23 protein-coding genes and 2 pseudogenes are annotated in these 25,868 nt (G+C 37.1%); 17 read left to right on the top strand and 8 right to left on the bottom strand.

The annotated features are described in order from the left end of the window. Together CP366_RS01935 and CP366_RS01930 are read right to left on the bottom strand one after the other, a co-directional pair. The coding region (locus CP366_RS01935) for a transposase (protein WP_195922840.1) at positions 1–290 on the bottom strand (290 nt) is incomplete at its 3' end. A gap of 116 nt (positions 291–406) precedes the next feature. After that, positions 407–1,051, bottom strand: a complete 645-nt coding sequence (locus CP366_RS01930) for a serine dehydratase beta chain (protein ID WP_089145990.1) — start codon at positions 1,049–1,051, stop codon at positions 407–409. A 128-nt stretch (positions 1,052–1,179) separates the two neighbouring features. Between CP366_RS01930 and CP366_RS01925 the strand changes: the two genes are divergently transcribed. After that, positions 1,180–1,473: a hypothetical protein gene (locus CP366_RS01925; protein ID WP_013086563.1), complete on the top strand. Its 294-nt coding sequence runs from the start codon at positions 1,180–1,182 to the stop codon at positions 1,471–1,473. A gap of 52 nt (positions 1,474–1,525) precedes the next feature. Here the strand turns inward: CP366_RS01925 and abc-f are convergent, their stop codons facing one another. From abc-f to pyrF, 4 genes and pseudogenes are all read right to left on the bottom strand, one after another. Beyond that, a complete protein-coding gene (gene abc-f / locus CP366_RS01920) occupies positions 1,526–3,028 on the bottom strand; it encodes a ribosomal protection-like ABC-F family protein (RefSeq protein ID WP_089145989.1) in 1,503 nt (500 codons plus the stop codon). Between the two features lie 270 nt (positions 3,029–3,298). Then, a pseudogene (locus CP366_RS01915) lies at positions 3,299–3,832 on the bottom strand (chloride channel protein); the annotation flags it as partial. Between the two features lie 64 nt (positions 3,833–3,896). After that, entirely contained in the window at positions 3,897–4,535 is a 639-nt protein-coding gene (pyrE, locus tag CP366_RS01910) for an orotate phosphoribosyltransferase (protein WP_005723271.1), read from the bottom strand. Between the two features lies 1 nt (position 4,536). Further along, a complete protein-coding gene (gene pyrF / locus CP366_RS01905; RefSeq protein WP_089145987.1) occupies positions 4,537–5,241 on the bottom strand; it encodes an orotidine-5'-phosphate decarboxylase in 705 nt (234 codons plus the stop codon). Between the two features lie 250 nt (positions 5,242–5,491). On the opposite strand from pyrF, the gene CP366_RS01895 reads away from it, so the two are divergent. The 10 genes from CP366_RS01895 to msrB all read left to right on the top strand — a co-directional run bounded on the left by CP366_RS01895 (position 5,492) and on the right by msrB (position 17,424). Beyond that, entirely contained in the window at positions 5,492–6,415 is a 924-nt protein-coding gene (locus CP366_RS01895) for a dihydroorotate dehydrogenase (RefSeq protein WP_023488811.1), read from the top strand. Between the two features lie 168 nt (positions 6,416–6,583). Then, positions 6,584–7,126 carry a bifunctional pyr operon transcriptional regulator/uracil phosphoribosyltransferase PyrR gene (gene pyrR / locus CP366_RS01890; protein WP_089145986.1) on the top strand — a complete coding sequence of 181 codons (543 nt, stop codon included), beginning with the start codon at positions 6,584–6,586 and terminating at the stop codon, positions 7,124–7,126. 140 nt (positions 7,127–7,266) lie between these two features. Beyond that, positions 7,267–8,223 (top strand): aspartate carbamoyltransferase catalytic subunit, encoded by a 957-nt coding sequence (locus tag CP366_RS01885; protein ID WP_005728145.1) that lies wholly within the window; start codon positions 7,267–7,269, stop codon positions 8,221–8,223. Continuing rightward, positions 8,223–9,500 (top strand): dihydroorotase, encoded by a 1,278-nt coding sequence (locus CP366_RS01880; protein ID WP_005719454.1) that lies wholly within the window; start codon positions 8,223–8,225, stop codon positions 9,498–9,500. Before CP366_RS01885 ends, CP366_RS01880 begins: the two co-directional genes overlap by 1 nt. Beyond that, positions 9,500–10,585, top strand: a complete 1,086-nt coding sequence (locus CP366_RS01875) for a carbamoyl phosphate synthase small subunit (protein WP_005719452.1) — start codon at positions 9,500–9,502, stop codon at positions 10,583–10,585. Before CP366_RS01880 ends, CP366_RS01875 begins: the two co-directional genes overlap by 1 nt. Continuing rightward, entirely contained in the window at positions 10,578–13,766 is a 3,189-nt protein-coding gene (gene carB, locus CP366_RS01870) for a carbamoyl-phosphate synthase large subunit (RefSeq protein ID WP_054832865.1), read from the top strand. Before CP366_RS01875 ends, carB begins: the two co-directional genes overlap by 8 nt. 263 nt (positions 13,767–14,029) lie before the next feature. Beyond that, a complete protein-coding gene (locus CP366_RS01865; protein WP_089145985.1) occupies positions 14,030–15,556 on the top strand; it encodes an L-lactate permease in 1,527 nt (508 codons plus the stop codon). Between the two features lie 144 nt (positions 15,557–15,700). Beyond that, positions 15,701–16,564, top strand: a complete 864-nt coding sequence (locus CP366_RS01860; protein WP_023488805.1) for a GRP family sugar transporter — start codon at positions 15,701–15,703, stop codon at positions 16,562–16,564. A 125-nt stretch (positions 16,565–16,689) separates the two neighbouring features. Next, positions 16,690–16,971: a hypothetical protein gene (locus tag CP366_RS01855; protein ID WP_005726124.1), complete on the top strand. Its 282-nt coding sequence runs from the start codon at positions 16,690–16,692 to the stop codon at positions 16,969–16,971. A 15-nt stretch (positions 16,972–16,986) separates the two neighbouring features. After that, positions 16,987–17,424: a peptide-methionine (R)-S-oxide reductase MsrB gene (gene msrB / locus CP366_RS01850; protein WP_005719441.1), complete on the top strand. Its 438-nt coding sequence runs from the start codon at positions 16,987–16,989 to the stop codon at positions 17,422–17,424. Positions 17,425–17,480: 56 nt separating this feature from the next. On the opposite strand, the gene CP366_RS01845 is transcribed toward msrB, so the two are convergent. Continuing rightward, on the bottom strand, positions 17,481–19,862 hold the full coding sequence (locus CP366_RS01845) for a Xaa-Pro dipeptidyl-peptidase (RefSeq protein ID WP_023488802.1): 2,382 nt from the start codon (positions 19,860–19,862) through the stop codon (positions 17,481–17,483). A 96-nt stretch (positions 19,863–19,958) separates the two neighbouring features. On the opposite strand from CP366_RS01845, the pseudogene CP366_RS01840 reads away from it, so the two are divergent. The 6 genes and pseudogenes from CP366_RS01840 to CP366_RS01815 form a co-directional block, all read left to right on the top strand. Then, positions 19,959–20,255 (top strand): annotated as a pseudogene (locus CP366_RS01840) (alpha/beta hydrolase); the annotation flags it as partial. A 122-nt stretch (positions 20,256–20,377) separates the two neighbouring features. Continuing rightward, positions 20,378–20,638, top strand: a complete 261-nt coding sequence (locus tag CP366_RS01835) for a hypothetical protein (protein ID WP_005719435.1) — start codon at positions 20,378–20,380, stop codon at positions 20,636–20,638. Positions 20,639–20,759: 121 nt separating this feature from the next. Then, the gene (locus CP366_RS01830) at positions 20,760–21,086 is read left to right on the top strand and encodes a hypothetical protein (protein ID WP_005721964.1); all 327 of its coding nucleotides are present in this window, start codon (positions 20,760–20,762) and stop codon (positions 21,084–21,086) included. 59 nt (positions 21,087–21,145) lie between these two features. Then, positions 21,146–21,961: a Cof-type HAD-IIB family hydrolase gene (locus CP366_RS01825; RefSeq protein ID WP_089145984.1), complete on the top strand. Its 816-nt coding sequence runs from the start codon at positions 21,146–21,148 to the stop codon at positions 21,959–21,961. Between the two features lie 333 nt (positions 21,962–22,294). Then, positions 22,295–23,875, top strand: a complete 1,581-nt coding sequence (locus CP366_RS01820; RefSeq protein ID WP_023488800.1) for an ABC transporter ATP-binding protein — start codon at positions 22,295–22,297, stop codon at positions 23,873–23,875. Then, complete coding sequence (locus CP366_RS01815; RefSeq protein ID WP_054832867.1) at positions 23,875–25,455, top strand: ABC transporter ATP-binding protein; 1,581 nt, start codon at positions 23,875–23,877, stop codon at positions 25,453–25,455. The genes CP366_RS01820 and CP366_RS01815 overlap by 1 nt, the downstream gene beginning before the upstream one ends. 45 nt (positions 25,456–25,500) lie before the next feature. Here the strand turns inward: CP366_RS01815 and CP366_RS01810 are convergent, their stop codons facing one another. Continuing rightward, positions 25,501–25,857: an arsenate reductase family protein gene (locus tag CP366_RS01810; RefSeq protein ID WP_005721969.1), complete on the bottom strand. Its 357-nt coding sequence runs from the start codon at positions 25,855–25,857 to the stop codon at positions 25,501–25,503. Positions 25,858–25,868: the final 11 nt, after the last annotated feature.

The raw sequence follows: 25,868 nt of genomic DNA, 5'->3' as shown, positions 1-25,868 counted from the left end.
GAGTGCTGCTTGTAGTCAGGCAGCGTGTGCTGATGAAATTGACCGTTGCGATCCCGAGGCACTTGCACTTCAATTGGGCCAAATTGCGTATCAACTTTGCGGAAATAAGCACCATTTCTAGAGTTGCCAGTATTCCAGCCATTTCTGGCATAGGGATCATAGCCCAGAAAGGCAGTCAATTCAGCTTCTAACAAGTTATTAACAGCCTGTTGTAGCTCTTTGCGCAATAAATCATTTATTTTGTCTGGATTGAATAGAGCTTGAGCAAAATCTTTGGTAAAATCATTCATGAAGGAGTTCTTCTTTCTGTATGTTTTTTTTTGTTCAAACCAATCATACGAGAAAGGAACTCCTTTTTCTAATGTTTAAAGAAATAAATTTAAGGAATCAGTCATCCTTACACAAACTATTTTACAGTCTCTAGTTCTCGCAATAAATCAGGATGAAGATAATTTTCTACATCATATTCATAAATATTATAGTTTTTAGTATGAAAAATTCGTTTGCGACTAAAGGGTGCTTTTTCGTGCAAGAGCGCGGTAAGCTCTTGTTCAATGCGAATGTTTTTGTGTGGATCAACTAAAATAATAATAGGTAATGCACCAGCAGGTTGAATCTCGGTATTATGTAAGACAATTTTGCGAATTTCAATTGCACCACCACCGATAGAGCATCCAGCCAATTCCACTTTCTTTTTATCATTAGACATATTTAAAATAGCAGTATTAGGGTGACCAATTGGGCTAGGACCATCTTCTTCAACAAAACGTAAATCTACGCCGCGCTGGCGTGCAATCTCAGGTGCCTTTGGTACGCGTAGATCGTCTGAGTCAAAGCCTAAAATACCTGTCGCAATAGCATAGTCTGTTCCATGACCACGGTGAGTTTGGGCGAAAGAGTCGTAATAATGAACGGTAACTTTACTCGGGGTACCGCCAAAAAGTTTGTAACCAGCGCGTCCAATAGCGACGGCTCCGGCCGTATGTGAACTTGATGGTCCCACCATTACGGGGCCAATAATGTCAAAAACACTTTTATACCGATTAGTCATTTTAATCCCTGCTTTGTAAGTTATTCTGTTTTTAATTATAACGAATAATAAAGAAGATTAAGAAAGTTTTTTGCAATTTTAGCCGAAGTTTTGTCATAATAATATGAAAAGTGAAAGAGGTTGGTTAAATGACTAAAGAAAAAGCAGAATTAAAACAAAATTTGGAGCATCTAGCTGAGCAAAAGGGCAGCCAGCAGGCAGTTTCTTACCAAGACTTGTTTACACCACAATTGATGCAAAAGTATACTAGATTTGCTACTATTGACTTTTTTGTCAGAGAATTGGGCGTGAAAGACTTTACGCAAATTGAGCAGATGGCGATAGATCAAGTCGATGAATTTGTTAAAAAAGAGACCAAGTTTGCTAGCTGGGAAGAAATGCAACAAAAGGCAGTTAGCGAGTACATGATGAAGTTATTTTAGCAACAAAAAGCGAGTTAGTATTAACTTTAAAACTAACTCGCTCTTTTATTTACTATGTTAGGTGAATGACTTGAGCACCTAATTCATCAATAAAGCGCTGATCATGTTCAATTACTAGCATAGTAGGATGATATTTTTTAATTAATTGAATAATTTGTTCTTGGTTAAAGACATCTAAATAGTTCAAAGGCTCATCCCAAAGATACAAATTTGCTGGTTCAAGTAAGGACTTGGCTAAGTAGACCTTTTTTTGTTGGCCTGAAGACATTTGATTAATTGAATTAGTGAATATATCACGTTCAGTACCTAATTTGTGTAAGATATTGAGAAAATCGGCATAGTTAAGGTGATGCTTTTGGGCAAAATCTTTTAATGATAGGTTATTAGATTGTTCAATCTGTGATAAATAGGAGATTGAAATCTTATCAGCTGAATGCAATTTGCCAGTAATTGTTCCAGCAAAAGTATTAGTAATTGCCTTAAACAAACTAGATTTTCCTATACCGTTTTTACCAGTAATCACAATTTGGTAACCACGCATTAAATCAAAGGTAGTAGGTTGGAAAAGGGGAAGCTTGTCATAAGCAAGGCTAACTCCTTTAGCAGTAATTAGATGTTTATGATGGTCGGGGACAAAATTCATGGCTAGGTCATTGTCTGCTTCAATATTTTTTAAAAGACCTTTTCTTTCTTCGATATTTTTATCTAATCTTGCTTCTACATTTTTGGCAAGTTTCATTTTTTTGGCGGCTTTGTGTCCCATGAATCCTTTATCGTAAACTGTACTTCTATGTCGAATATCGCCTTTCATCTTGGCTCCCGCATTTTTGTTGCTTTCGGAACGCTGGGCAAAAGTTTGCATCTTTTGTTGACTGGCATGGAGATTTTTAATTTGCTTTTCTAACTTTGCATTATAAGCGATATTAGATTCATCCTCTAATTCCTTTTGTTTTTCATAACGAGTATAGTTTCCTTGTTCCAGCCTAATTTTTTGCATTTCAATTGCTAGAGTGTGATCGACAACTTTATCTACAAAATTTCGATCATGGCTGATTACAATTAATCCCTGTTTTTTATTATGCAGATATTGTGCTACTTGATTTCGTGTATCTTCATCGAGGTGATTCGTTGGTTCATCTAGTAGGGCAAAAGAATGTTGATTAATAAAACAAAGCGCCAGTAAAATTTTTGTTTGTTCACCGCCACTAAGTGTTGAAAAGGGCTGCCAAATGATATTTTCTTTAGCATGAAGCAGATTTAATTCTCGTTTTAACTCCCATTCCTCAAAATTAAACTGTTCTTGTAAAGCATAAATAGTAAGGTTATCGGGATCATTAATTACCTGAGGATAGTAATTGAATTCTAAATCACTTTGAATAGTTCCTTGATATTCGACCTGTTTTAGCAGCATTTTCATAAAAGTGGTTTTGCCGCGACCATTACGACCGATTAAGCCAAGTTTCCAATTAGAATCGAGATTTAGGTTTAAATTATCAAAAATTTTATCCTGACCGTCATAGGCAAATGAAACGTTTTTTAGTGAAATTGTAGACATAAAAAAGCACCGTCCTCTCAAACTGTGCTTATGATCTGAGAAAATGGTGCCTGATAGATTAGTCCAAGTTGGCTAATCTATAATTATTCTTAATTTAAATTAAAGAAAATCACGCAGACTAATTTCTGATCACAAGCAAAAAGTACATCCTTAAACTGATAGAATGCATTATTTTTTACTTAACGAAAATCAAAAATTAAAAACGCATCGGCGTGAGTCCTCCTATTACTTGAATTGATTAATCTGGTAATACTTTACCATCAAATATAATTATTTGTCAATATTTTTATGATAATTCATTTGCAAGCGTAAGGCCTCGTAAATTGGTTTTCCACCTAAAATGTCCAGAATGTAGTAAGCAACGAAAGTAACAATAATCATTGGCAATACTTGCTGGACAGTTCCAATCATTTCAGTCAGCAGCATAATTGCTGTGAATGGTGCTTTTTCTATTGCACCAAAATATGCGGCCATGGAAATCACTAGGATATGAGGGAAGTACGTTGGCAAAATAATCTGCGATTTTATCATAATATTGGCGCAAATTATTCCCAATAATGCCCCAAGAACTAGGATAGGCATGAAAATACCACCAGGTACGGAAGAACCATATGAAAGCATTGAAAAGACAAACCGAATTATCAAGAATAAGATCGGTAGTAAAAGAAAGTCCCATGATCCAAAGGCTTTGACATTCCAATTCAAATTAAATAAATTATCAATTAACACATGTGAACCACCGAGTAAGTGGGCATTAAATAGACCAACTGGAATAATTAAAATTAAAGGAATGATACTGTGATAGGCAATGTCATTAAGTTAAGCTAATGACATTGTCAAACTGAAACTGGTCTTTATTTTGGCTTAATTATTTTTCGAATTGTTTGCCCCAAGCCCATGGATCTTCGTGCCAGGTCTTCAAGACATCATATTGCGAGCTAGAAATATGACCTGACTCATTTTCCTTTTTGAGTAATTCAGGGTAGGAAAGAAGCGGAGCATATTTAACATTAGCTTTAGCAAAGTTTTCTTTTGCATCTGGCAAGTAGTAGGTGAAAATTGAAGAAACGCCAATGACGTTGCCGCCATCTTTTTCAGTTGCTTTAACTGCATTTAAAACGGAACCACCAGTGGTGATTAAATCATCGATTAAAACGATCTTATCATCTTTGCTGAAACGGCCTTCAATTTGGCGGCCTTTGCCATGATCCTTTGGCTTAGGACGAACATAGATCATTGGTAAGTGCAGTTTATCTGCAACCCATGCGGCATGGGGAATACCGGCGGTAGCGACGCCACCAATAATAGTAGCCTCAGGGAATTCTTTGGCGATTAAATTAGCTAAATCACCAGCAATCATATCGCGTAATTCTGGATATGAAACCGTTAACCTAAGGTCGGTGTAAATTGGAGAAAGCATCCCACTTGCGTAAGTGAATGGTTTGTCAGGTGAGATAGTGATAATTTTTTCTTGAATAAGTTGACTGATAATTTGATCCTTATGCATTTTAGTTAAACTCCTTTTTAATTGCTTCATATGCAGCTTCTGGGTCACTGGCTAAAGTAATTGGCCGTCCAACAACAATAGCGCTTGAGCCCCATTCTTTGGCTTGCGCTGGTGTGGCCACGCGAGATTGATCGTCTTTAGCATTGCCAGCAGGCCGAATTCCCGGTGTGACATATAAAAAGTCATTGCCAACTTTTTCGTGTAATTCTTTTACTTCAAGTGGTGAACAAATAACCCCATCTGCTCCAGAGTGCTTAGCCATTTTTGCTAGCGAAAGAACTTGCTCTTTCATTGACAGTGCGCAATTTTGTTCATGTGCCAATACTTCATCAGAAATCGAAGTTAATTCGGTTACTGCTAGTAACTTAGGCACGCTTTTGCCAGCAGGTGTACCCGCGATTAAACCGTCTTTAGCTGATTTGATCATTTGACTTCCGCCTAAAGCATGAACGGTAGTAAAAGTAATTCCTAACTTAGCTAATTGTTTAGCCCCGTTATAAACGGTATTAGGGATATCATGCAATTTTAGATCCAAGAAAATCTTATAACCTTGCTCAGCTAAGTCTTTAACCACTTGGTTGCCAGCGTGATAGAATAATTCCATACCGACTTTGATAAAGACGTTTTCTGGTTTGCCTAATTTAGACAAAATCTTATGCAGTTGCTCTTCATTGTCAATATCTAATGCAACAATTACAGGTTTCATTTTTCCTCCACAAAAAAAGTCTATCTTAGCGCAGAGAGACACCAAGGATAGACTTTTCCTAGATAATTTAAGTCAATATTTTGAACTTGCGGTCTCTCTGTACCGTTTAAAGTTTGATCAAGGTGAAGTTTAACACCTCAAAAGTAAAAATACAAATAAAATTTTTGCTTGGAAAAAATTATAATCACGTGTAGAATCATTTCTTGAAAAAATAAAGAGTGTCCGTGAGCATTCATTTTGGAGGAAAATTATGGTTAATACACATGTAAAATTACCAGGTTTAGATTTGAAAAATCCAGTTATGCCAGCAAGTGGAACTTTTGGCTTCGGCGATGTGCCTGCAGCTAAGAAGTTTGATTTAAATGATCTTGGAGCAATGGTTATTAAGACAACTACGCCACATGCAACCATAGGTAATCCGCAACCACAGATTGCCGTTTTAGATGATGGGATTTTGAATTCGGTTGGTCTTACTAATCCTGGTGTGGACAAGGTGATTAGTGAAAAGTTAGAACCATTGAGAAAACAATATCCAGAATTACCGATCGTGGCTAGCGTTGGCGGTGATAGTGAAGCAGATTATGTTGAAGTAGCAAAAAAGCTGTCAAATTCTGGCTTGGTTAATGCTTTAGAAATTAATGTTTCTTGTCCTAATGTGGCCCAAGGTGGAATGAGCTTTGGCGTGCATGCCGATGTGGTTGAAGAATTGACTAGAAAAATTAAAGCAGTTGTCAATATTCCAATTTATGTGAAGTTAACACCAAATGTGACTGATATCACTGTAATTGCTAAAGCTGCCGAAAAGGGTGGTGCCGATGGCTTATCGATGATCAATACATTGCTAGGGATGCGAATTGACGTGAAAAAACGCAGACCACTGTTAGGCCATAATATGGGCGGTTTATCAGGTGAGGCTGTTAAGCCAATAGCTATTAGAATGATTAGTCAAGTGCGTCAAATTACTTCTTTGCCAATTATTGGCATGGGTGGCATTGCTTCGGCCAAAGATGTGGTGGAATTTATGTTAGCAGGTGCTAATGCCGTAGCGGTTGGTACTGCTCATTTTAAAGATAGTATTGCTTCTAAGCATATTGCAGATGCCTTGCCGCAAGAACTTGAAAAATTAGGCATTGAAGATATCAATGAATTAGTTGGTCAAGTAAAATTTAATTAGAGCTTGACAAACGTTTTTAATTACAGTAACTTTAAAGCAATGAATGTCCTTTAAAATTAGTCCCGTGAGGCTAGCAAGGCAGGCTTAACTTAAGTTTCGACTTTACTAAAGCTCCTAGTCTCAGTTGAGATTGGGAGCTTTTTTCATGGGCAGAATTAGGAGGCTATAATGGCAAAAGAAATCTGGGATGCACTAGCAATGAAGCGTGCTTTAACCCGTATTACTTACGAGATCATTGAACAAAATAAAGGAACCGATGATTTGGTTTTGGTAGGGATTAAAACGCGAGGCGTTTACTTGGCTAAACGAATTCATGACCGTATTCAGAAATTGGAAGGCGTTGATGTACCAGTTGGTGAATTGGACATTACCTTATATCGGGATGATCGTCATGATGCTAGTTTAAAGCAAGATCCAGTTGTCAATTCTGATCAAGTTGATGTTAATATTGATGACAAGCATGTTGTTTTGGTTGATGATGTTATCTATACTGGACGAACAATCAGAGCGGCGATGGATGCTTTGATGCACGTTGGTCGCCCAAGTTCAATCAGAGTCGCAGTGCTAGTTGATCGTGGTCACCGTGAATTGCCAATTCGTGCTGATTTTGTTGGTAAAAATATTCCAACTTCTGCCAATGAACAGGTTGCTGTTAATGTAATTGAGAAGGACGGCAAAGATTCAGTTGAACTGAAGGCTTTACCAAAATAAAAAGAAGATAGTTAAATATCCAACCATTTAATTGACTCCAGAGAGGGCCAGAAGGGTTGATTTCTTTTCGTGTACACGGGAAGACTCTAGGCCTGGAGCAATTAAATGCTTCAGGCTTTTTTGTATAGAAAGAATAGAAAATGGAAAATTTAAATCTTGTTAATTTACCACATTTTGTGAGTGTTGAAAATTTGGATAGTAATGAAGTAGAGGCCTTAATCAGGAGAGCTGAGTACTTCAAAAAAGGCGGTGCAACACCACGTTTAACTAAGCCAGTTTATGTAACTAATATGTTTTTTGAAGATTCATCTAGAACACATACGAGCTTTGAAATAGCTGAAAGAAAACTAGGTTTGACAGTTATTCCTTTTGATCCGGCTCATTCGTCTGTTAATAAGGGTGAAACCTTATATGACACTTCATTAATTATGAACGCCTTAGGTGTCAACTTAGAAGTGATTCGTCACTCACAGAATGAGTATTACAATGATTTGATTAACTTAAAAGAACATCAACATTTAAATATTGGTGTGATTAACGCTGGAGATGGTAGCGGTCAACATCCTAGCCAATGTATGCTCGATATGATGACTATTCATGAACATTTTGGTCACTTTAAAGGCTTAAAGGTTGCAATTGTTGGTGATATTACTAATTCTAGGGTTGCAAAAAGTGACATGGAACTTTTGACTAGGTTGGGCGCTGAAGTTTACTTCTCAGGTCCAAGTTACTGGTATGATAAAGAATTCGATCAATATGGTAAGTATGAAGAAATTGATCAATTAGTTTCAAATATGGACGTGATGATGCTCTTACGGGTTCAACATGAACGTCATGCAGGCGATCCTAATGAAAAGACTTTTAATGCTAAAGCATATCATGAAAAATATGGTATTAATCATCAACGCTATAGTGCATTGAAGCCCGACACCATCATCATGCATCCGGGTCCAATTAACCATGATGTTGAACTTAGCGGTGATTTAGTTGAAAGCGATAAGTGCATGTTTGTCAGACAAATGCAAAATGGTGTGTTCATGCGTATGGCAATGATCGAGGCAGTATTGCGCGGTAGACGACTTGGAGGATTAGAATAATGGCAACAGTAATTAAGAATGGCACAGTTTATCAAAATGGTCGTCTAATTAAAGCAGATGTTTTAATTGAAGATCAAAAGATTAAAGCAATAGGGACTAACTTAACGGCAGATAAAGAGATTGATGCAAGTGGCAAGCTAGTTAGTCCTGGACTGGTTGATGTCCACGTTCATTATCGTGATCCCGGACAAACTTACAAGGAAGATATTAAAACCGGTAGTGAAGCCGCTGCTCATGGTGGTTTTACTATGGTAGGGGCAATGCCTAATGTAACGCCTGTACCTAATACGCCTGAGCTAATGCAAAAAATGGTACAAGAAAACAATGAAAAAGGTGTGGTTCATATTTTTCAATATGGACCAATCACTAATGATGAAACTACTGATGTCATTCCTGATTATGCAGCATTGAAAAAGGCTGGTGCTTTTGCCTTAAGTAATGATGGTCATGGAGTCCAAACTGCTCAAACGATGTATTTGGCAATGCAAAAAGCCAAGGAAAATAATTTGATCATTGCTACTCATGCACAAGACGATTCGCTTTTTAATAAAGGGATCGTGAATGAAGGACCTAAAGCCAAGGAATTAAACTTGCCGCCAGTAACTGAATTAGCAGAAACAACGCAAATTGCTAGAGACTTGCTTTTAGCACAAAAAACGGGCGTCCATTATCATATTTGCCATGTATCAACTAAAACTAGTGTAGAACTGGTTCGAATGGCTAAGGCGCGTGGAATCAATGTTACCTGTGAAGTAGCGCCACACCATATTTTATTAACAGATGACGATATTCCTAAGGACAACGGTTATTATAAGATGAATCCGCCATTGAGAAATAAGGAAGATCAAGCGGCGTTACTAGTGGGACTACTAGACGGTACAATCGATTTAATTGCGACTGATCATGCTCCTCATGCTCGCAATGAAAAAGAAGGTGGCATGAAGGGCGCAGCCTTTGGTATTACTGGTAGTGAAACAGCATTTTCTACTTTATATACTAAATTTGTCAAAGAAGAAAAAGTCTTCACCTTGGAGCAGCTTTTATCATGGCTCTCCGATAAACCAGCTAAAACGTTTGGCTTAAAAAATGCCGGGGTACTTGAACCAGGTAAGCCAGCTGATATTGCGATTTTTGACTTAGACCATGAAACTGAATTAAAAGAAGAAGACTATAAGTCAAAAGGCGTTAATACACCATTTACGGGCGACAAGGTGTATGGTGAAACTGTAATGACCATGGTTGATGGTCAGGTTGTATACAGAAGGGATGAACAATAATGCGGTATTTAATCCTAGAAGATGGTAGCATCTATGCTGGCGAGGGTTTTGGCGCTGATTGCGAAACAGTTGGTGAAGTTGTATTTACAACAGGGATGACTGGTTATCAAGAAGCAATTACCGACCAATCTTATGCCGATCAGATTTTGGTTTTCACTAATCCTTTAATTGGAAACTATGGTATTACCTTGGCAGATTATGAGTCACTTGAGCCAAGGATCAAAGGCGTAATTTGTCACCAGGTTGCCCGTCATCCTGATAATTGGCGAATGCAGACAACCTTACCAAAGTTTTTGGAGCATTTGAACATTCCAGGTATTCAGGGAATTGACACGCGTGAATTAGTTAAAAAATTGAGAGTTCACGGTACATTACGTGGTAAGATTGCAGATTCAAAAGAAAATGCAGAAAAAATTGCGGCAGAATTAAAGATTAAGAATGTAACTCAAGGTGTAATTAGCCGAGTATCAACCAAGTCACCATATCCAGTTCCTGGTTCGAAACGCAATATTGTGGTTATCGACTTTGGAATTAAACACAGTATTTTGCGTGAACTAGCAGAACGTGATTGTAATTGTATTGTTTTACCATATACAGCTACTGCCCAAGAAGTATTAAACCTTCATCCAGATGGTGTTCTTTTGAGTAACGGCCCTGGTGATCCAGAAGAAATGGTAGAGGCAACTAAAATGGTGCGTGAAGTAGAAAAGCATGTTCCTTTGATGGGAATTTGTATGGGACACCAAGTCTTTGCTTTAGCTAATGGGGCTAAAACTTACAAGATGAAATTTGGGCACCGCGGTTTTAATCACCCTGTACGAGAGATTGCAACTGGTAATATTGGTTTTACTTCACAAAACCATGGTTATGCTGTGTCTGCAGATTCAATTGACAAGGATAACTTAATGATTACCCACGTTGAAGTCAATGATGGGACGGTTGAAGGGTTACGTCATAAGAAATATCCTGCATTTTCAGTGCAATTTCACCCTGATGCAACACCGGGTCCTCATGATGAGGTTTCATTATTCGACGACTTTATGTCAATGATTGATCAGAGAAAGGAAGAAGAGCGTCATGCCTAAAAGAACAGATATTCATAAGATTATGGTGATTGGCTCAGGTCCAATTATTATTGGTCAAGCTGCAGAATTTGATTATTCTGGTACACAGGCATGCTTGGCTCTGCGCGAAGAAGGCTATGAAGTAGTTTTAGTTAATTCCAACCCAGCTACGATCATGACTGATACAACAATTGCAGATAAGGTGTACATTGAACCTCTGACAGTTGAATCGATTTCACGAATTATTCGTCAAGAATATCCTGATGCTATTTTGCCAACACTTGGCGGTCAAGTGGGCTTAAACATGGCTATGGAACTTGCCAAAACAGGAATTTTGGATGAATTACACATCGAGCTTCTAGGTACTAAGCTGCAATCTATTGAACAAGCCGAAGACCGTGAAAAATTTAAGGAATTATGTAAGTCATTAGGTGAACCAGTTCCACCTTCTAAGACAGTTAATACAGTCGAAGATGCCTTAGCTTTTGGAGATGAGATTGGCTATCCGATCATTGTTCGTCCTGCCTTTACGATGGGTGGTACCGGTGGTGGTATCTGTAATAATCATGAAGAATTAGCAGAGATTGCCAAAAATGGATTGGAACTTTCTCCTGTAACTGAATGTTTGATTGAAAAATCAATTGCGGGCTATAAAGAAGTAGAATTTGAAGTAATGCGCGACCATGATGACAATGCAATGATTGTCTGCTGCATGGAAAACTTTGATCCGGTAGGGATTCACACTGGTGATTCAATTGTCTTTTCACCAAGTCAAACTTTATCTGATAAGGAATATCAGATGCTTCGTGATTGTTCACTGCGTTTGATTAGGGCTTTGAAAATTGAAGGGGGATGCAACGTTCAACTTGCTCTTGACCCAAATAGCTTTAATTATGATGTAATTGAAGTAAATCCGCGTGTTTCAAGATCATCTGCTTTAGCTTCTAAGGCAACTGGTTATCCAATTGCTAAGATGGCTGCCAAGATTGCCGTTGGTATGACTTTGGACGAAATCAAGAACCCTGTAACTGGTACTACTTATGCCGAATTTGAACCAGCTCTTGATTACGTTGTCTGCAAGATCCCTCGCTGGCCATTCGATAAGTTCCCTAAGGCTGACAGAGTTTTAGGTACTCAAATGAAGGCTACCGGTGAAGTTATGGCCATCGGTAGAACTGCAGAAGAAGCTATGCAAAAAGCGGTAAGATCACTAGAAATTGATGAAAAAGATCTTTACTCACCAGAAGCACACGTAGCTAGTGATGACCAATTAGAGCAAAAATTAGTCAAAGCTCAAGATGATCGTCTCTTCTATTTAGCTGAGGCATTTAGACGTGGTTATTCAGCTGAAGATATTCATGAATTAACGAAGATTAATTTCTACTTTTTAGATATCGTGCAACATATGGTTGAATTGGAAAAGACACTTGAGGAAAATAAAGATGATGTTGATGTATTGCGCTTAGCTAAGAAATATGGCTTTAGTGATCCAACGATTGCCTCTTTGTGGAATGAAACTGCAGATGAGGTAAGAGCATTTCGGAAAAAGCATGGCATCATCCCAGTCTACAAGATGGTTGATACATGTGCTGCTGAGTTTGAATCAAAGACACCATACTTTTATTCAACTTATGATGCTGAAAATGAATCACATAAGACTGGTAAGAAGTCGGTGATCGTTATTGGCTCAGGTCCAATCAGAATCGGTCAAGGTGTTGAATTCGATTATGCGACTGTTCACTGTGTCAAGGCCTTGCAAAAGATGGGCTACGAAGCAATTGTTATCAATTCTAATCCTGAAACTGTTTCAACTGACTTCTCTATCTCAGATAAATTATACTTTGAACCATTAACTTTGGAAGATGTCTTGAATGTCTGCGACTTGGAAAAGCCAGAAGGCGTGATTGTTCAATTTGGTGGTCAAACCTCAATCAATTTGGCTCATGGCTTAGAAGAACATGGCGTCAAGATTTTAGGCACTAAAGTAGCTGATGTTAACCGTGCAGAAGACCGTGAACTGTTTGATCAAATCATTAAGCAACTTCATTTGAATCAGCCTCAAGGTTTAACTGCAACTACTCATGAAGGCGTACTTGAAGCTGCTGATAAGCTAGGCTATCCAGTTTTAGTCCGTCCAAGTTATGTTTTGGGTGGTAAGGCGATGGAAATTGTCTACACCAAGGCAGAGTTAGAAGAATACTTGCAAGACCACGTTGATATTGCAGCAGACCACCCAATCTTGGTTGATGATTATCTTGATGGTCGTGAATGTGATGTTGATGCAATTAGTGATGGTAAGGAAGTTCTTTTGCCAGGAATCATGGAACATATTGAGCATGCCGGTGTCCACTCTGGTGACTCAATGGCTGTTTATCCACCACAAACCTTCTCTGATGAAGTTAAAGAAAAGATTACTGATGTCACTAGAAAGCTTGCTTTGACTTTGAACTGTGTCGGCATTATGAACATTCAATTCATTGTCAGAGATGGTGAAGTTTACGTAATTGAAGTTAACCCTCGGGCAAGTAGAACAGTGCCATTTTTAAGCAAGATCACGGGTATTGAAATGGCTCAGGTCGCTACCCGAGTAATTATGGGCGAAAGTTTGGCTGAACAGGGCTACGGTGATGGTCTTGCCCCAGAGCCAGACATGATCTCTGTTAAAGCACCAGTCTTCTCCTTCAGCAAATTATCGGACGTTGATGCATATCTCGGGCCAGAAATGAAATCGACAGGTGAAGTAATGGGGAGTGATCACACTTTTGCCAAAGCTCTCTACAAAGCTTTTGCAGGTGCTAAGATGCAATTGCCTGAAAATGGTAATGTATTACTTACCATCGAAGATCGAGACAAAGAAAAGATTTTACCAATTGCCAAGAGATTTGCGCGGATTGGCTACAGAATCTTTGCTACTAAGGGTACAGCTGATTTCTTGCGTAGTCATGATTTGCATGTTGATCCAGTAACTAAAGTGCATGAAGATGAAGACGCCAAGGATAATATCTTGAATGAATTAAGAAATGGCAAGATTGACTTGGTTATCAATACGATGGGTCACGATATTGAAAAGAATTCTGATGGCTTCATCATTAGACAGGTTGCCATTGGTCAAAATGTACCATTGATTACAGCACTTGATACTGCAGATGCTTTGCTTACTAGCTTGGAGAATAGATCATTTGCTACTGATGCTTTGAAGTAGGATAGTTGAATAGATAAAAATAATGCATTTCTCTATTGAAGTAGGAGAATGCATTATTTTTTATGCAAAAAATAATTTTCACAAGTGAGCTAATAATTCTGAGATAAATAAACGATAGATAGCATTCAATCAAGATATTGTGAAAAAAATATGTATCACAAACTTTATTATAGAGCCATGATTAAGAATATTTCACTATCTTTTGTAAGCGAATACATTTATAATCTGAGATAAGGAAGTGAAGTGTTTAGGGGGAAATAAAAATGTGGATTTCGTTTTTATTGGCTTTAATTCCAATTATTTGGCTTATTTACTCTTTGGCAATTCGAAAAATGCCTGCTATTAAAGCATGCAGCATTGGACTATTAATTACTATCGTATTGGCTATACTGGGATTTAACCTCTCTATAGTTGACATTTTGACGGGTGCTTTAGAGGGCATTCTGATGGGGCTATGGCCAATTGTTTATGTAATCGTGGCTGCACTGTTTACTTATAATGTAAGCAATTATTCAGGTGGAATTAAAATTATTCAAGATACTTTGTCGTCAATCACTACTGATCAGCGTATTTTAGTTTTGATTATCGCATGGGGATTTGGCGGATTCTTAGAAGCAATTGCAGGTTTTGGGACAGCAGTTGCAATTCCCGCTGGGATATTAATTGGATTTGGTCTTAATCCGATTAATGCCGCCATAATTTGTTTAATTGCTAATACTACACCAACTGCCTTTGGTGCAATTGGATTACCAGTGATTACACTGAGTGACGTAACTAATTTGCCCGTTACTCCATTATCATTTGTTATTACTTTACAACTTGCATTATTAATTATTATAATTCCGTTTTTATTGGTGATTCTAACAGGTGGCGGAGTTAAAGCTATCAAAGGAGTGGGATTAATTACCCTGATGTCTGGTTTGTCATTTTCAATTCCGCAAATTTTGGTAGCAAAATTTGTTGGTCCAGAGTTACCAGCAATTGTTGGTTCAATTTGTTGTATTTTGACTACAGTTCTGATGGCAAAATTATATCATCATCAAGATAATGACATAAAAGAGAATATTGAGAAGCACAGCGCTATCGAAATTTTGCGTGCAAGTTCACCATTTATTTTAGTGTTCGTATTTGTGGTTCTTGCTTCATCACTGTTTCCAAATATTCAGCATCTATTGGGAAAAGTGACTTCTTATATTAAGGTATATACTGGGAAAGATACAGAACTGTTTAAGATTAATTGGCTTTCTTCACCAGGAACATTAATTTTGCTAGCTACTTTTATTGGTGGATTAATTCAAAAAGTTAGTTTCAAGAAATTAGGACAAATCTTAAAATCAACAATTTTTGGATTATGGAAAACATTAATTACAATTTGTTCTATTGTGGCTTTAGCCAAGGTAATGGGCTACGCAGGAATGACTTCAGCAATTGCGGCAGCATTAGTAGTTCTAATGGGACCAATATATCCATTAGTTGCACCGTTAATTGGTGCTTTGGGTACGTTTATTACAGGATCTGATACCTCAGCTAATGTTCTTTTTGGTAACCTGCAATTGTCTTCAGCTAAGGCTTTAGGCGTAAATAGTAATTGGGTAGTTGGTTCAAATATGGTGGGAGCAACTGCTGGAAAGATGATCTCACCTCAGAGTATAGCTGTTGCTTCAGCTGCAATTGGACAAGATGGATCTGAATCAATAATTTTGAAGCAAGTGGCTAAATGGTGCTTACTGTATTTGGGAATAATTTGTATATTCCTATATGGAATAGGCTTTGCCGTAGGATTTTTATAAAAATAATTTAAATAACTCTTGGTGTTCTGATATATATTGATTTGCACTTGTCATCCATTAATAGTAAATCGCTTGCATTAAAAGCGCTTTCGTTGATAGAATGCTTTTTGTAACTTTTTTACATTAATAAGGGAGACAAAACGAATGAGTTATTTATTTCTGTTTATTCCGGCAATAGGATGGGGTCTTATGCCCATGTTTGTTGCTGGTGTCAAGAAGAGTAACATTTACCACCAAATTTTAGGTACCGTTCTTGGTGCATTTATCTTTGGTGCTGCAGTTACTCTCATTAAGCGTCCATCTTTTAATGCGACTACTTTTATTTTAGCAATGTTAGCTGGTGCTGCTTGGGTTATTGGTCAAGTTGGTCAGTATTACAGTTATTCCAAGGTTGGGGTTTCTGAAACTATGCCAATTTCAACTGGTTTGCAGTTGATCGGTGTGCCACTTGTAGGTGTGTTGATCTTTGGTGAATGGGCAAGCACTCAAGCTAAATTGTTTGGATTTTTAGGGATCTTAGCTTTAATTATTGGTGTAGCATTTACATCATTGACTGACAAAGGTACATCTGAGGGTGGAAAAAAGAATCAGACCACTACAATGATTGTGCTGGTATTGACTACACTTGGTTACATTACTTCAAGTTCCATTCCAAAGGCCTTGAAGGGTGACAGCGTAATGATTTTCTTTGCTGAAACCATTGGAATGTTGGTTGCAGCAATTGTTTATTTAATTGCAACTAAGCAAACACAAGTCTTTAAGGAAAAAGAAAGTTATCAAGTAATTCCTGCCGGTGTGATTTACGCAATTGCTGCTCTTGCATACATTGTTTCAGTTAAGATGAACGGTGTAAACCTAGCCTTTGTTATGTCACAACTTTGTGTTGTTATTTCTACTCTTGGTGGTATCCTTTTCTTACACGAAAAGAAGACACAAAAAGGTCTTATTTATACTGTGATCGGTTTAATATTAATTGTTGCCGGTGCAGTTTTGACCTCAGTATTTTAATGAATTTTAAATAAATATTGAATGAACTCCAACATGATAATTGTTGGAGTTTTTGAGTAAAAAAGTCATGAATAAATATAAAATGAATTAAAATATAAGTAGAAGCCAAAGAGAGGATGATTTCTATGAGTGATAATACAGTATACGTGATCGACGGTCGTCGGTATGCACGTAATGGAGAAATTGTCGAGCATAATGTGCATGTTTATAGTTCTTATCAAAATCTGATTGCTGCATTTAAGCCATTTTTGGAAGTTTCAAATAAAGAAGTGCATATGAATGGCAAAAATGAGATGCTTCAGGTTAGAATATATGATCCATCAAATCAATTTTTGACAAAATATAAATTTGATATTTATGAAAAGAAAATAGATAATTTCTTTCCAAGTACTACTGAACATATTTAGCAAAGGAATGATCCAATGACTTTTAACAAAGAAGAAAAAGAGCAAGCTTTAAAGCGGCTAACTGATGAGGAATATAACGTAACTCAAAAGGCCGCTACAGAATATCCTTTTACCGGAAAATATGATGATTTTTATGAAAAGGGGATTTACGTTGATGTAGTGTCAGGTGAGCCACTTTTTTCAAGCTTAGATAAGTATAATGCAGGCTGTGGTTGGCCTAGTTTTACTAAGCCAATTAAGAAATTAACTTACCACCGCGATCAATCGCACGGAATGGAGAGAACAGAAGTTAAAAGTCCCGAAGCTGATTCTCACTTAGGTCATGTTTTTACTGACGGCCCAGTGGATCAAGGTGGTTTACGTTACTGCATTAATTCCGCAGCATTGAGATTTATTCCATATGATCAGTTGGAACAGGCTGGCTATGGTGAATATAAGAAAATATTTGAATAAAAAATACGGCAGATACTTAAAATAAATATCTGCCGTATTAGTTTATATATTAAAAATTATTTCTCATAGAACTTAATTTCAGTATTGGCCAAATCAACTGTATAAGTTTCTTCTTCAAGTGGTCGTTTAGTCATTCCTTCATCAGTTGAGTAGATGATCAAGGCCAACTTACTACCAGATGGAAGAGTGTAGTAGGTAGGTTGAAGCAAGAAGTCTAAATCGTAGAACTTGTCAGCATCAATCTTCTCAGGTCTTTTCATGTCCTTATAGTTTTGTAAGTTCATGTGAGCCTTAGTGATCAACTTAGCCTTAGTCTTCTTGTCCGGCACAAATTCTTGCAAAGTATCAGTGCCAAATCTATAGCCAAGTTCTTGACCGCCGCGCATTAAGAACTTAGGTGTAGCGGTTAAGCGTCTTCTTTCTCCCAATTCAACTAAAGCAACAGAAATTTGTCCCTTAGGTAAGCTGCCTTTAACTCTAACTTTTACTTCAGGACGACCGACAATCGTAGTTGGGTGAATAAATTCGTCTGTTTTAAAACGCAAACTTGGTTTAGCCCATTTTTCATCACCACAGATGAACTTGTATAGCCAGTCGCTTTCTGAGATGTCAGCCTTCTTAAATTCAATGCCACCTTCATCGACAAATGATTGTTGTGCTTTGCCATTGCCATCTTGGAAAAGCTCGCCGTCATCAGTTGGGTAGTAGGTCTTCTTTTGACCTAATTCATTTGACCAATCCTTTTCTTCGTGCCACTTGTCAGCTTGCAAGTTGTCCTGGATCATGACGGTTGGCCATTGCTTGTAAGCATTGTTTTCAATCCCTAGTAATTCATGTACAAACCAAAGGTTCATCAAGTCAGTAAAATCAATAGAAACAAAGTTGTTCATATTGTAGTGAGGACCTTGGTGTAGGAAAAGATGATGCTTCATTGGCATTTTTTTGACTAGTTGCCAAATTTTATAAACATTCTTTGGCTTAACGTTCCAGTCATTTAAACCGTGAACAGAAATCCAAGAACATTTGATGCCGTCAGCGTGATGGCGGTAGTTTCTTGCTTCCCAAAAGTTGGAATATTGACCGGTTTCACGGTCTTCTTTTGTTAAAAGCTCTTTTTGCATCTTGTCGTATTCTGGTTTGATCTTTAAGTAAGAACCTGCATCCCACAAGTTTGATTGACAAGTTTCAGCCAGTAAATCAAGGTCTTCACCTTGGCAGGCTTCGGGTGCGATTACCAAACCGTGTTCACGGTAATAGTCATACCAAGAAGAAATAGCGGCTTCAGAAACCACAGTTTTCAAGCCTTTAACCCCAGTAGTGGCAATAGCAATTTGCAAAGTGCCTAAATATGAACGACCAGTCATTCCGATATTGCCATTGCACCAGTCAGCTTTAGTTTGAACAGATCTAGTACGGTCAGTGTAAGCGATACGATCGCCGTGGAGCCATTCGATAACTGCAGCAGCTGATTCAGTTTCTTCAGGTGCACCAGTAATACGAACTCCATCACTACCGCGGGTACCAATTGCTCCAGCAAAAACACTGGCAAAACCACGAGCAAGCATATACTCATTTAATGGATAAGAAGATTTATGTACTGCTTCTTCGGTAGCTGGGTGGTTAGAGTCGTCTGGCTGCTTTGCTTTAACTATTGGTGAATGAACATATTGTGGATCATTCCAATCGGCGGCATCAGATAAATTTTCGTCAACATTATGGTTACGCTTTTCATTAGCGATAATTCCGCCGAAATATGGTGAAGCAGTATAAAGGGCAGGCACTTTTAAGCCTTTGTTAGTTTCAGCTGGTCGGAAAACAGTAACTTGAATCAAGTCACTCTTACCATCATGATCAGTATCAAGATCAGTTTCAACGTAAACAACTTCACGAATTACTTTGTTGGTATCGAAGACAGGAATAGCTTTGCCATTGAAAAATTTAAACTTATTTTGTCCCCAGAATTGAGTAAAGTACCCCTTACCAGCCATTACATCGAGCAAAATTTGACCGTTTTTGGCGCGAGTATTGAGCAAACGATAAAAAGCAGAGATTAACCTTTTGACATCAGAAATGTCTTGGACAAAAGGTAAAGCATTCTTTTGCATAAAGCCGGTTGGATCGGCTAATTCGTAGTCATAATGAACATGATAGCCAAGTAATTGTAAGGCTACATTATAGAATTGAGCAGTACCAATTGATTCAGGCTTTCCTTTTAAAAAGTCAGCTAAAGTTTGCTCATTTGAAACAGCAAATTCAGATAATTTTGTTGTCTTAGCAGCGTCAGTTTTTGCTTCAGCAATTGTCATTTTAACGAGCTTGCCCAGCAAATCGTTAAAATTCCAGTCTGCATAATTTTTAGGTAAGAAATTGATGTCGATTAATTCTTTTACTTGTTGATCGAAGTCAGTTTCGACATAAGCGTATTGATTATATTTCATATTTTTCTCCTTTGCAGTTTAATTACTTTCTATTTTACTTTTAATTGTGGCTATAACCAATAGATATGAAAATTAATAAGTAAGAAATATTTTTTTAAATTGAATTCTGCCGGAAAACCGAACAAAATGAATGCTAGCTATCGGAAAATGACGGGTGTAAGAGAAACATATCCGAAAAATAAAGTTCGTGTTTTAAACATCATTGGTGATATTGGTGGTCAAACCGATGGAACAGTACCCAATGTATCATCTTTGTCATTAAAATATTTAGTGGCAGATCGTGCTAAAAGCTATCAGGTAGTGAAGTTTACTGGAAAAAATTCACGTCACTCCAAGTTGCATGAGAATCCAAAAGTAGATAAAGTATTAATCAAATTCCTGTGGAATAAATAAAGTTAATAATAGGCATGCGAACGTATGTCTATTTTTTGTGCCTTTTCTTAATCCAATTACTTGAATTATAAAATAATGCGTGTATAATATTTATCTAATTAATAAAGAAAGGGCATGGTTTTATGAAGCTATTAAAGACTAAAATCTTAACAATTCTGTGTGGCTTGCTAACATTGAACGGCTTAGCCATGTTGTTTTCAGGATTGATTATCCAAATGGACGAAGTTGCTGATTTTGATTCAGCCCAAAGTTTAGCAGTTGCTAATTCGACTAATGCCATTATTTTGGCAGGAATTATTATGATTTTGCTTTTTGGGGCATTGTTTTTCGATGGTTGGGCTAAGCTCAAGAACAGGCATGCTAAGCACGTTAAGTTAGTTTAATAGAATAGATAAGACTAGCTCTGAAGTGAGCTGGTCTTTTTTTGCCCAAAATTAAAGTCTTCTTTACCGTTTTTTTACTTTTGCATGTGATAATGAGCCAAAATTAATCAGGGGGATAGTTATGGGATTCTGGTATTATTATGTTTTGCCATTAGTGACGGCTATTTTATTCGTTTGGCTAGGAAACCGAGTTATGGTGACTAAAAAATGGATTAGCATAATTTTTTACTCATTAGCTGGAGTAGGCTATTTAATTGCATCGGTTTTTGCTGTTTTTTATATCTATGCAACAGTAGAAGAAATTTTAACGCCAGATATTTTAACAAAAATAGGTTGGCATTATTTTTGGAGTGATAATTTTATTTTTCTTCTTACCAGCACTGTTCTATTAACAATTAGCTATTTTGTACTAAAACGTGGTAGATTACGCAGATTACGGATGAAATAGGATGCTCAAAAATGATAAGATTATTTTTGGAAAAAATAGAATAATGATGGGGTGAAAAAATGACTTTACCATTTAAGGCAGTTGCTGTAGATATGGACGGCACGTTTTTAGATGATCGTAAGCAGTTTAATCACAAGGAATTTGATCAAATTTTGACTGAATTTGAAAAACGAGGAGTACATTTTATCGTGGCTTCAGGGCGTCCTTATGTTAGATTGAAGCAGGACTTTGGCAAGTTTGCCAGCAGAATGGATTTCGTAACTTTGAATGGCTCGAGATTAATCATCAAGGGTCAAGAAGCTGGCAGTTATTTGCTTAATCGCGATGACGTTTTAAAGCTAATTCATGATGTACATGTGAAATATGGTGAAATGGCTACAATGGTTTTTGGCCGAGATATTGCATATTTGCATAGCAATGTTGAAAAAGATGAACGCGACTTTTTGGCTTACTTTGCTGGTAATAGTACCGTGATTGATGACTGGAATGATTTGCCAGAACAGATTTATCAGATAACCTTTGGCATGGATAGTTCCAAGGCAGCGGAGATTGAACGTGATTTTAATTTTGAACATAATAACCAGATCTCTGCTTTTGCTTCCGCAACTTTTGCCATTGATGTTAACACACAAGGCGTTAATAAGGGTGCCGGATTAAAGCATCTCCTAGAAAAGATGGGGATGACAGGGGATGACCTGATTGCCTTTGGCGATGGGGGTAATGACATCGATATGTTGAAATTTGCCAAATATTCTTATGCAATGGCAAACGGTATGGACAAGGTAAAAAAGCAGGCGAAATATATTGCACCGGCCAATACGGAGAACGGTGTTTTCAAAGTTTTGCAAAAATATTTAGCTGAAGATAAAAAATAGCTTGTAAAATTAAATTAATATGATATAATTTTAATTAACTTATAGAAATAGAGGAAATTGCCATATGATTCGTTTACTGAATCTCTAATATTTGATTTGTTGTTTAGCAAAATACTGTCTTTGCACCTTGTTTAGTGCACCCATTTTTTGCTTGCATACCAAGTATTAGCAGTAGATGAATTGAGGGTGGTTTTCTTTATCGAAATCAACCTTTATTTGTTGCACTGTTAATAGGATGTGAGCATCCAGAACAGTGCTTTTTCTTTGCGACAAATCATGTTAGAGATTTTTTTGCTGATTATACGTTTTTGTCAAAAAAGAATGAGGAAAATAATGGGTTTAAGAGATTATATTAAAGCTAACCGTCAGCGGGCAATGTTAGTTCTGTTTTTGATTACGCTAACGCAACTGACAACTACAATGTACACCTACTTAACTAGTCCGCAGTTAAATGCAATTGCAAGTGGTAAATTCGAACTGTTTTTGGAATTAATCTTTGTACAATTTTTAATTGGACAGGTCTGCAATGTCAGTTTTAATTGGGGAAGTTTACAAAATACCAAACAAACACAGACACTTTTTCATCAGGTAAGACAGCGAATTATACGACATTATTATCAGCAGCCTGAAGACAAAGTTTCAGAGATGGAAAATCATTTGGGAAATGACTTGCAGTTAGTGCAAGAGAGTTACTATAATGTTTACTTCTATTTTGTTTGTGACTTAATTTATATTATTTTAACTATTGGTACGCTGTTTACCTTTCATTGGATATTGGTTGTCTATACGTTATTAGTTACTTTGCTTGCAGTAGTAGTGCCGAAATTGACTGAAAAATATACCAATCGAGCAACTAAAGCTGTTTCTATCCAAAATAAGCAATTTTTGCAGTTGTTAGAAAAATGGTTCAAGGGTTTAGATGAGCTGCGACGCTACCAGAATAAAGTTGTTTTGAAAAAGGTGGTGGGACAACAGAGTCAGAAACTAGAGCAGAGTGAATATCAGCGAGATAAATTGCTACATTATACTAGCTTAGTGTCTGCGATATTTAATATAGCTGGTCGTGTTGGTGTTCCATTTATTGCTGGAATTTTGTTTTTCAATCATCAGGTAAATTTAGGAGCGATTCTGACAGCGGGATATTTTGCCAATGGAATTTTTTATAGTGTAGATAGTTGCGTGAACAGATATACGCAATTAAAATCAACGAAAACTTTGCGGGATGATCTGGCTAAATTGCAAAAGTGTTTACCAGAAAAAGGGTATGATTCTTTAAAACAAATCGCTACCGTTCAAATAAAAAGCTTGTCAGTACAATATCCAAATGGTGAAAGAATTACTTATCCTGACTTTGAACTGAAGAATGGTGAAAAGGTTCTATTGACTGGTGATTCAGGTACAGGAAAATCAACTTTATTAAAAGTTTTGTTAGGGCAAATTAAGCCAAGTACGGGTGAAGTAATCTATTGCGATAAAACAGGAAAAAAGATCAAACCTGATTTACGTCAATTAGGTTATTTGGCACAGGACTTATTGATCTTTCCTGGCAGTATTCAAGAAAATATTACTATGTTTAAGCCTAAGCTTAATAAAAAAGCTGTACAAGTGATTCATAAGACGGTTTTTGATAGTGATCAAGCGCGTTTGAAAAATGGGATAGAGACACAGCTTGATCCACAACAGGAATTGCTGTCTGGTGGACAGAAACAAAAGGTAGTTTTAATGCGGGCGTTGTTGCATGAGAAGCCGATTCTGTACTTAGATGAAGCAACTAGTGCAATTGATCAACAAGCAACGACAAAAATCTTCCAAAACTTAATGCAAAGTAGAGCAACAATTTTGGCCGTTGCACACAATTTAACCGTAGAACAACGAGCATTGTTTGATCGTGAAGTTCACTTGGAGGGAAAATAATGAGTAGCAAAGAATTATTTAAACTTAATCCAATTAAATTCTGTCTGGCTATGGGACTACAGATTATTGCAGCAGTTGGCGAAGTAGTTGTAGCTTATGTGTTAACTTTGCAATTTGATGCTGCCAAAAATAGAAACTTGAGTTTATTTTTAACTTGGACATTAATCCAGCTGTCTAGCTATGTCATGGTATTCTTATTCTATAATTTGGCGGGAATCATTTGGCAAAAGTTGATTCAAAATTACCTGCATTTAATTCGGCAAGAACTAACAGATCATTATTTTGCCGATAGTCAAAAGCATGCGGTTAGTGCAGTGCAAAATCGGATGACTAATGATTTGAAACTGTTACATAATGACTATTTAGATTCGTTCCGCTATGTAGTAGGGATGCTAGCCGGTATTGTCGGTGTAGCCTTTAGCTTGGTGACTTTTCAGTGGAGTTTGTTAGTTGCTTGTTTAATTTTTGCCGCAATTCAGATTTATTTACCTAAATTACTGGATAAGCCATTACAAAAAGCTACTGAAAAGGTATCAGTAGCTAATCGAAAGTATTTGAAGACTTTAGGTGATTGGTTAATTGGCTTATCAGAAGTTCGTCGCTATTTGGCTAGCGATAAGCTTTTTAAGACTATTGCTGAAAATTCAGGACGCTTGGAAGCAGCAAATATTGAGAAGGAAAAAGTAGATCAGGAATTAGATTATCTGAATCAATTGGCTTATTCATTAGGAGATGTGCTAATCTTTCTTTTAACTGGATTTTTGGTAGTGAATAATTGGGCTGCTTTTGGTTTGATTGCCAGCATTGGCAACTTCAATGGAGCACTATTTGGTTCTTTGCAAGGAGTTGCTAATTATGGTGGAAGAATGCGAGCAACGAAGAAATTGCGAGAAGAGATTTTTGTAGCTAGAAAGAAAATTCAGTCTGAACAGAAAAGTAATTTAGAACAAGCGGTTAGTTTTTCAATCCATAATTTAGCTATCGATTTTAGAAACGGTGAGGCCGTGACTTTCCCAGATTTCCAAGTTAAAGCTGGAGAAAAAATTTTACTAACAGGTGATTCAGGTACAGGAAAATCAACTTTACTCAAATTGATTTTAGGTGAATTGCAAGCCAGTCGCGGCAAGATTCAATACTTTAATCAAAAGGGTGAAAAGATTCAACCTGATTTAGCTGAAATTGGCTATTTGCCGCAAGATCCAGTGTTATTCCCAGTAACGATTGTTGAAAATATTACGATGTTCAATTCAAAATTGCTAAGTCGAGTTAAATCAGCCATTGAAAAAGTTCAATTTGCAGGAGATATTGCTAAGTTTTCGGCCGGCATTGAGACTAAGATTGACCTTGATCAATTGAATATTTCTGGTGGTCAGAGGCAGAAAATTGTTTTAGCTAGAAGCATGGTACACCAGAGTAAGTTGATTTTGATTGATGAGGCGACAAGTGCAATTGATCAGGCGGCTACGATGAAAATTTTGCGTCAGTTGACTAAGACGGATGCAACGATTGTATTCATTGCTCACAACTTTAATCAAGAAATGCATCAATTGTTTGATCGTGAAATTCATTTAAAGAAATAAAAACAAGCTCATAACCTTAAAGTTACAGGTTATGGGCTTGTTTTATTATAGCCAAATTTGTTCGAAAATATCTTCTTTAAAACCGCAAGTTAAATTACTGTCATCAACGACTAATGGCCGCTTGATTAACTTACCATTTTTTGACATCATATCTGCAGCTTCTTCAATCGTCATTGTTGGCACTTTTTCTTTCAAATTTTCTCTGCGGTAATCTTGACCGTGTGTATTGAAGAAATATTTTAGACCACGATCTTGATATTTGGTCATCCATTTTACCAAGTCTTCTTTTTTCGGTGGCTGTTCAACTAAATCTTGAAATTCGTAGTTGACCTGATGGTCATCCATCCACTTGCGTGCTTTGCGTGAGGTAGAGCAACGTTTATAACCATAAAATTTAATCATTATTTTCCGTC

The organism is Lactobacillus sp. UMNPBX15 (assembly GCF_002553785.1).
In the GTDB taxonomy this organism is placed as follows: domain Bacteria; phylum Bacillota; class Bacilli; order Lactobacillales; family Lactobacillaceae; genus Lactobacillus; species Lactobacillus crispatus.
This window is presented reverse-complemented; position numbering and strand designations above follow the sequence as displayed.

Coding starts and splice junctions, on each gene's coding strand:
- CP366_RS01860 (WP_023488805.1), top strand. CDS start 15,701: ATGAGTTATTTATTTCTGTTTATTCCGGCAATAGGATGGGGTCTTATG.
- CP366_RS01885 (WP_005728145.1), top strand. CDS start 7,267: ATGGAAAATTTAAATCTTGTTAATTTACCACATTTTGTGAGTGTTGAA.
- CP366_RS01875 (WP_005719452.1), top strand. CDS start 9,500: ATGCGGTATTTAATCCTAGAAGATGGTAGCATCTATGCTGGCGAGGGT.
- CP366_RS01845 (WP_023488802.1), bottom strand. CDS start 19,862: ATGAAATATAATCAATACGCTTATGTCGAAACTGACTTCGATCAACAA.
- CP366_RS01825 (WP_089145984.1), top strand. CDS start 21,146: ATGACTTTACCATTTAAGGCAGTTGCTGTAGATATGGACGGCACGTTT.
- CP366_RS01865 (WP_089145985.1), top strand. CDS start 14,030: ATGTGGATTTCGTTTTTATTGGCTTTAATTCCAATTATTTGGCTTATT.
- CP366_RS01820 (WP_023488800.1), top strand. CDS start 22,295: ATGGGTTTAAGAGATTATATTAAAGCTAACCGTCAGCGGGCAATGTTA.
- CP366_RS01880 (WP_005719454.1), top strand. CDS start 8,223: ATGGCAACAGTAATTAAGAATGGCACAGTTTATCAAAATGGTCGTCTA.
- CP366_RS01810 (WP_005721969.1), bottom strand. CDS start 25,857: ATGATTAAATTTTATGGTTATAAACGTTGCTCTACCTCACGCAAAGCA.
- CP366_RS01925 (WP_013086563.1), top strand. CDS start 1,180: ATGACTAAAGAAAAAGCAGAATTAAAACAAAATTTGGAGCATCTAGCT.
- CP366_RS01855 (WP_005726124.1), top strand. CDS start 16,690: ATGAGTGATAATACAGTATACGTGATCGACGGTCGTCGGTATGCACGT.
- msrB (WP_005719441.1), top strand. CDS start 16,987: ATGACTTTTAACAAAGAAGAAAAAGAGCAAGCTTTAAAGCGGCTAACT.
- CP366_RS01830 (WP_005721964.1), top strand. CDS start 20,760: ATGGGATTCTGGTATTATTATGTTTTGCCATTAGTGACGGCTATTTTA.
- pyrR (WP_089145986.1), top strand. CDS start 6,584: ATGGCAAAAGAAATCTGGGATGCACTAGCAATGAAGCGTGCTTTAACC.
- abc-f (WP_089145989.1), bottom strand. CDS start 3,028: ATGTCTACAATTTCACTAAAAAACGTTTCATTTGCCTATGACGGTCAG.
- CP366_RS01895 (WP_023488811.1), top strand. CDS start 5,492: ATGGTTAATACACATGTAAAATTACCAGGTTTAGATTTGAAAAATCCA.
- pyrF (WP_089145987.1), bottom strand. CDS start 5,241: ATGAAACCTGTAATTGTTGCATTAGATATTGACAATGAAGAGCAACTG.
- pyrE (WP_005723271.1), bottom strand. CDS start 4,535: ATGCATAAGGATCAAATTATCAGTCAACTTATTCAAGAAAAAATTATC.
- CP366_RS01815 (WP_054832867.1), top strand. CDS start 23,875: ATGAGTAGCAAAGAATTATTTAAACTTAATCCAATTAAATTCTGTCTG.
- CP366_RS01835 (WP_005719435.1), top strand. CDS start 20,378: ATGAAGCTATTAAAGACTAAAATCTTAACAATTCTGTGTGGCTTGCTA.
- CP366_RS01930 (WP_089145990.1), bottom strand. CDS start 1,051: ATGACTAATCGGTATAAAAGTGTTTTTGACATTATTGGCCCCGTAATG.
- carB (WP_054832865.1), top strand. CDS start 10,578: ATGCCTAAAAGAACAGATATTCATAAGATTATGGTGATTGGCTCAGGT.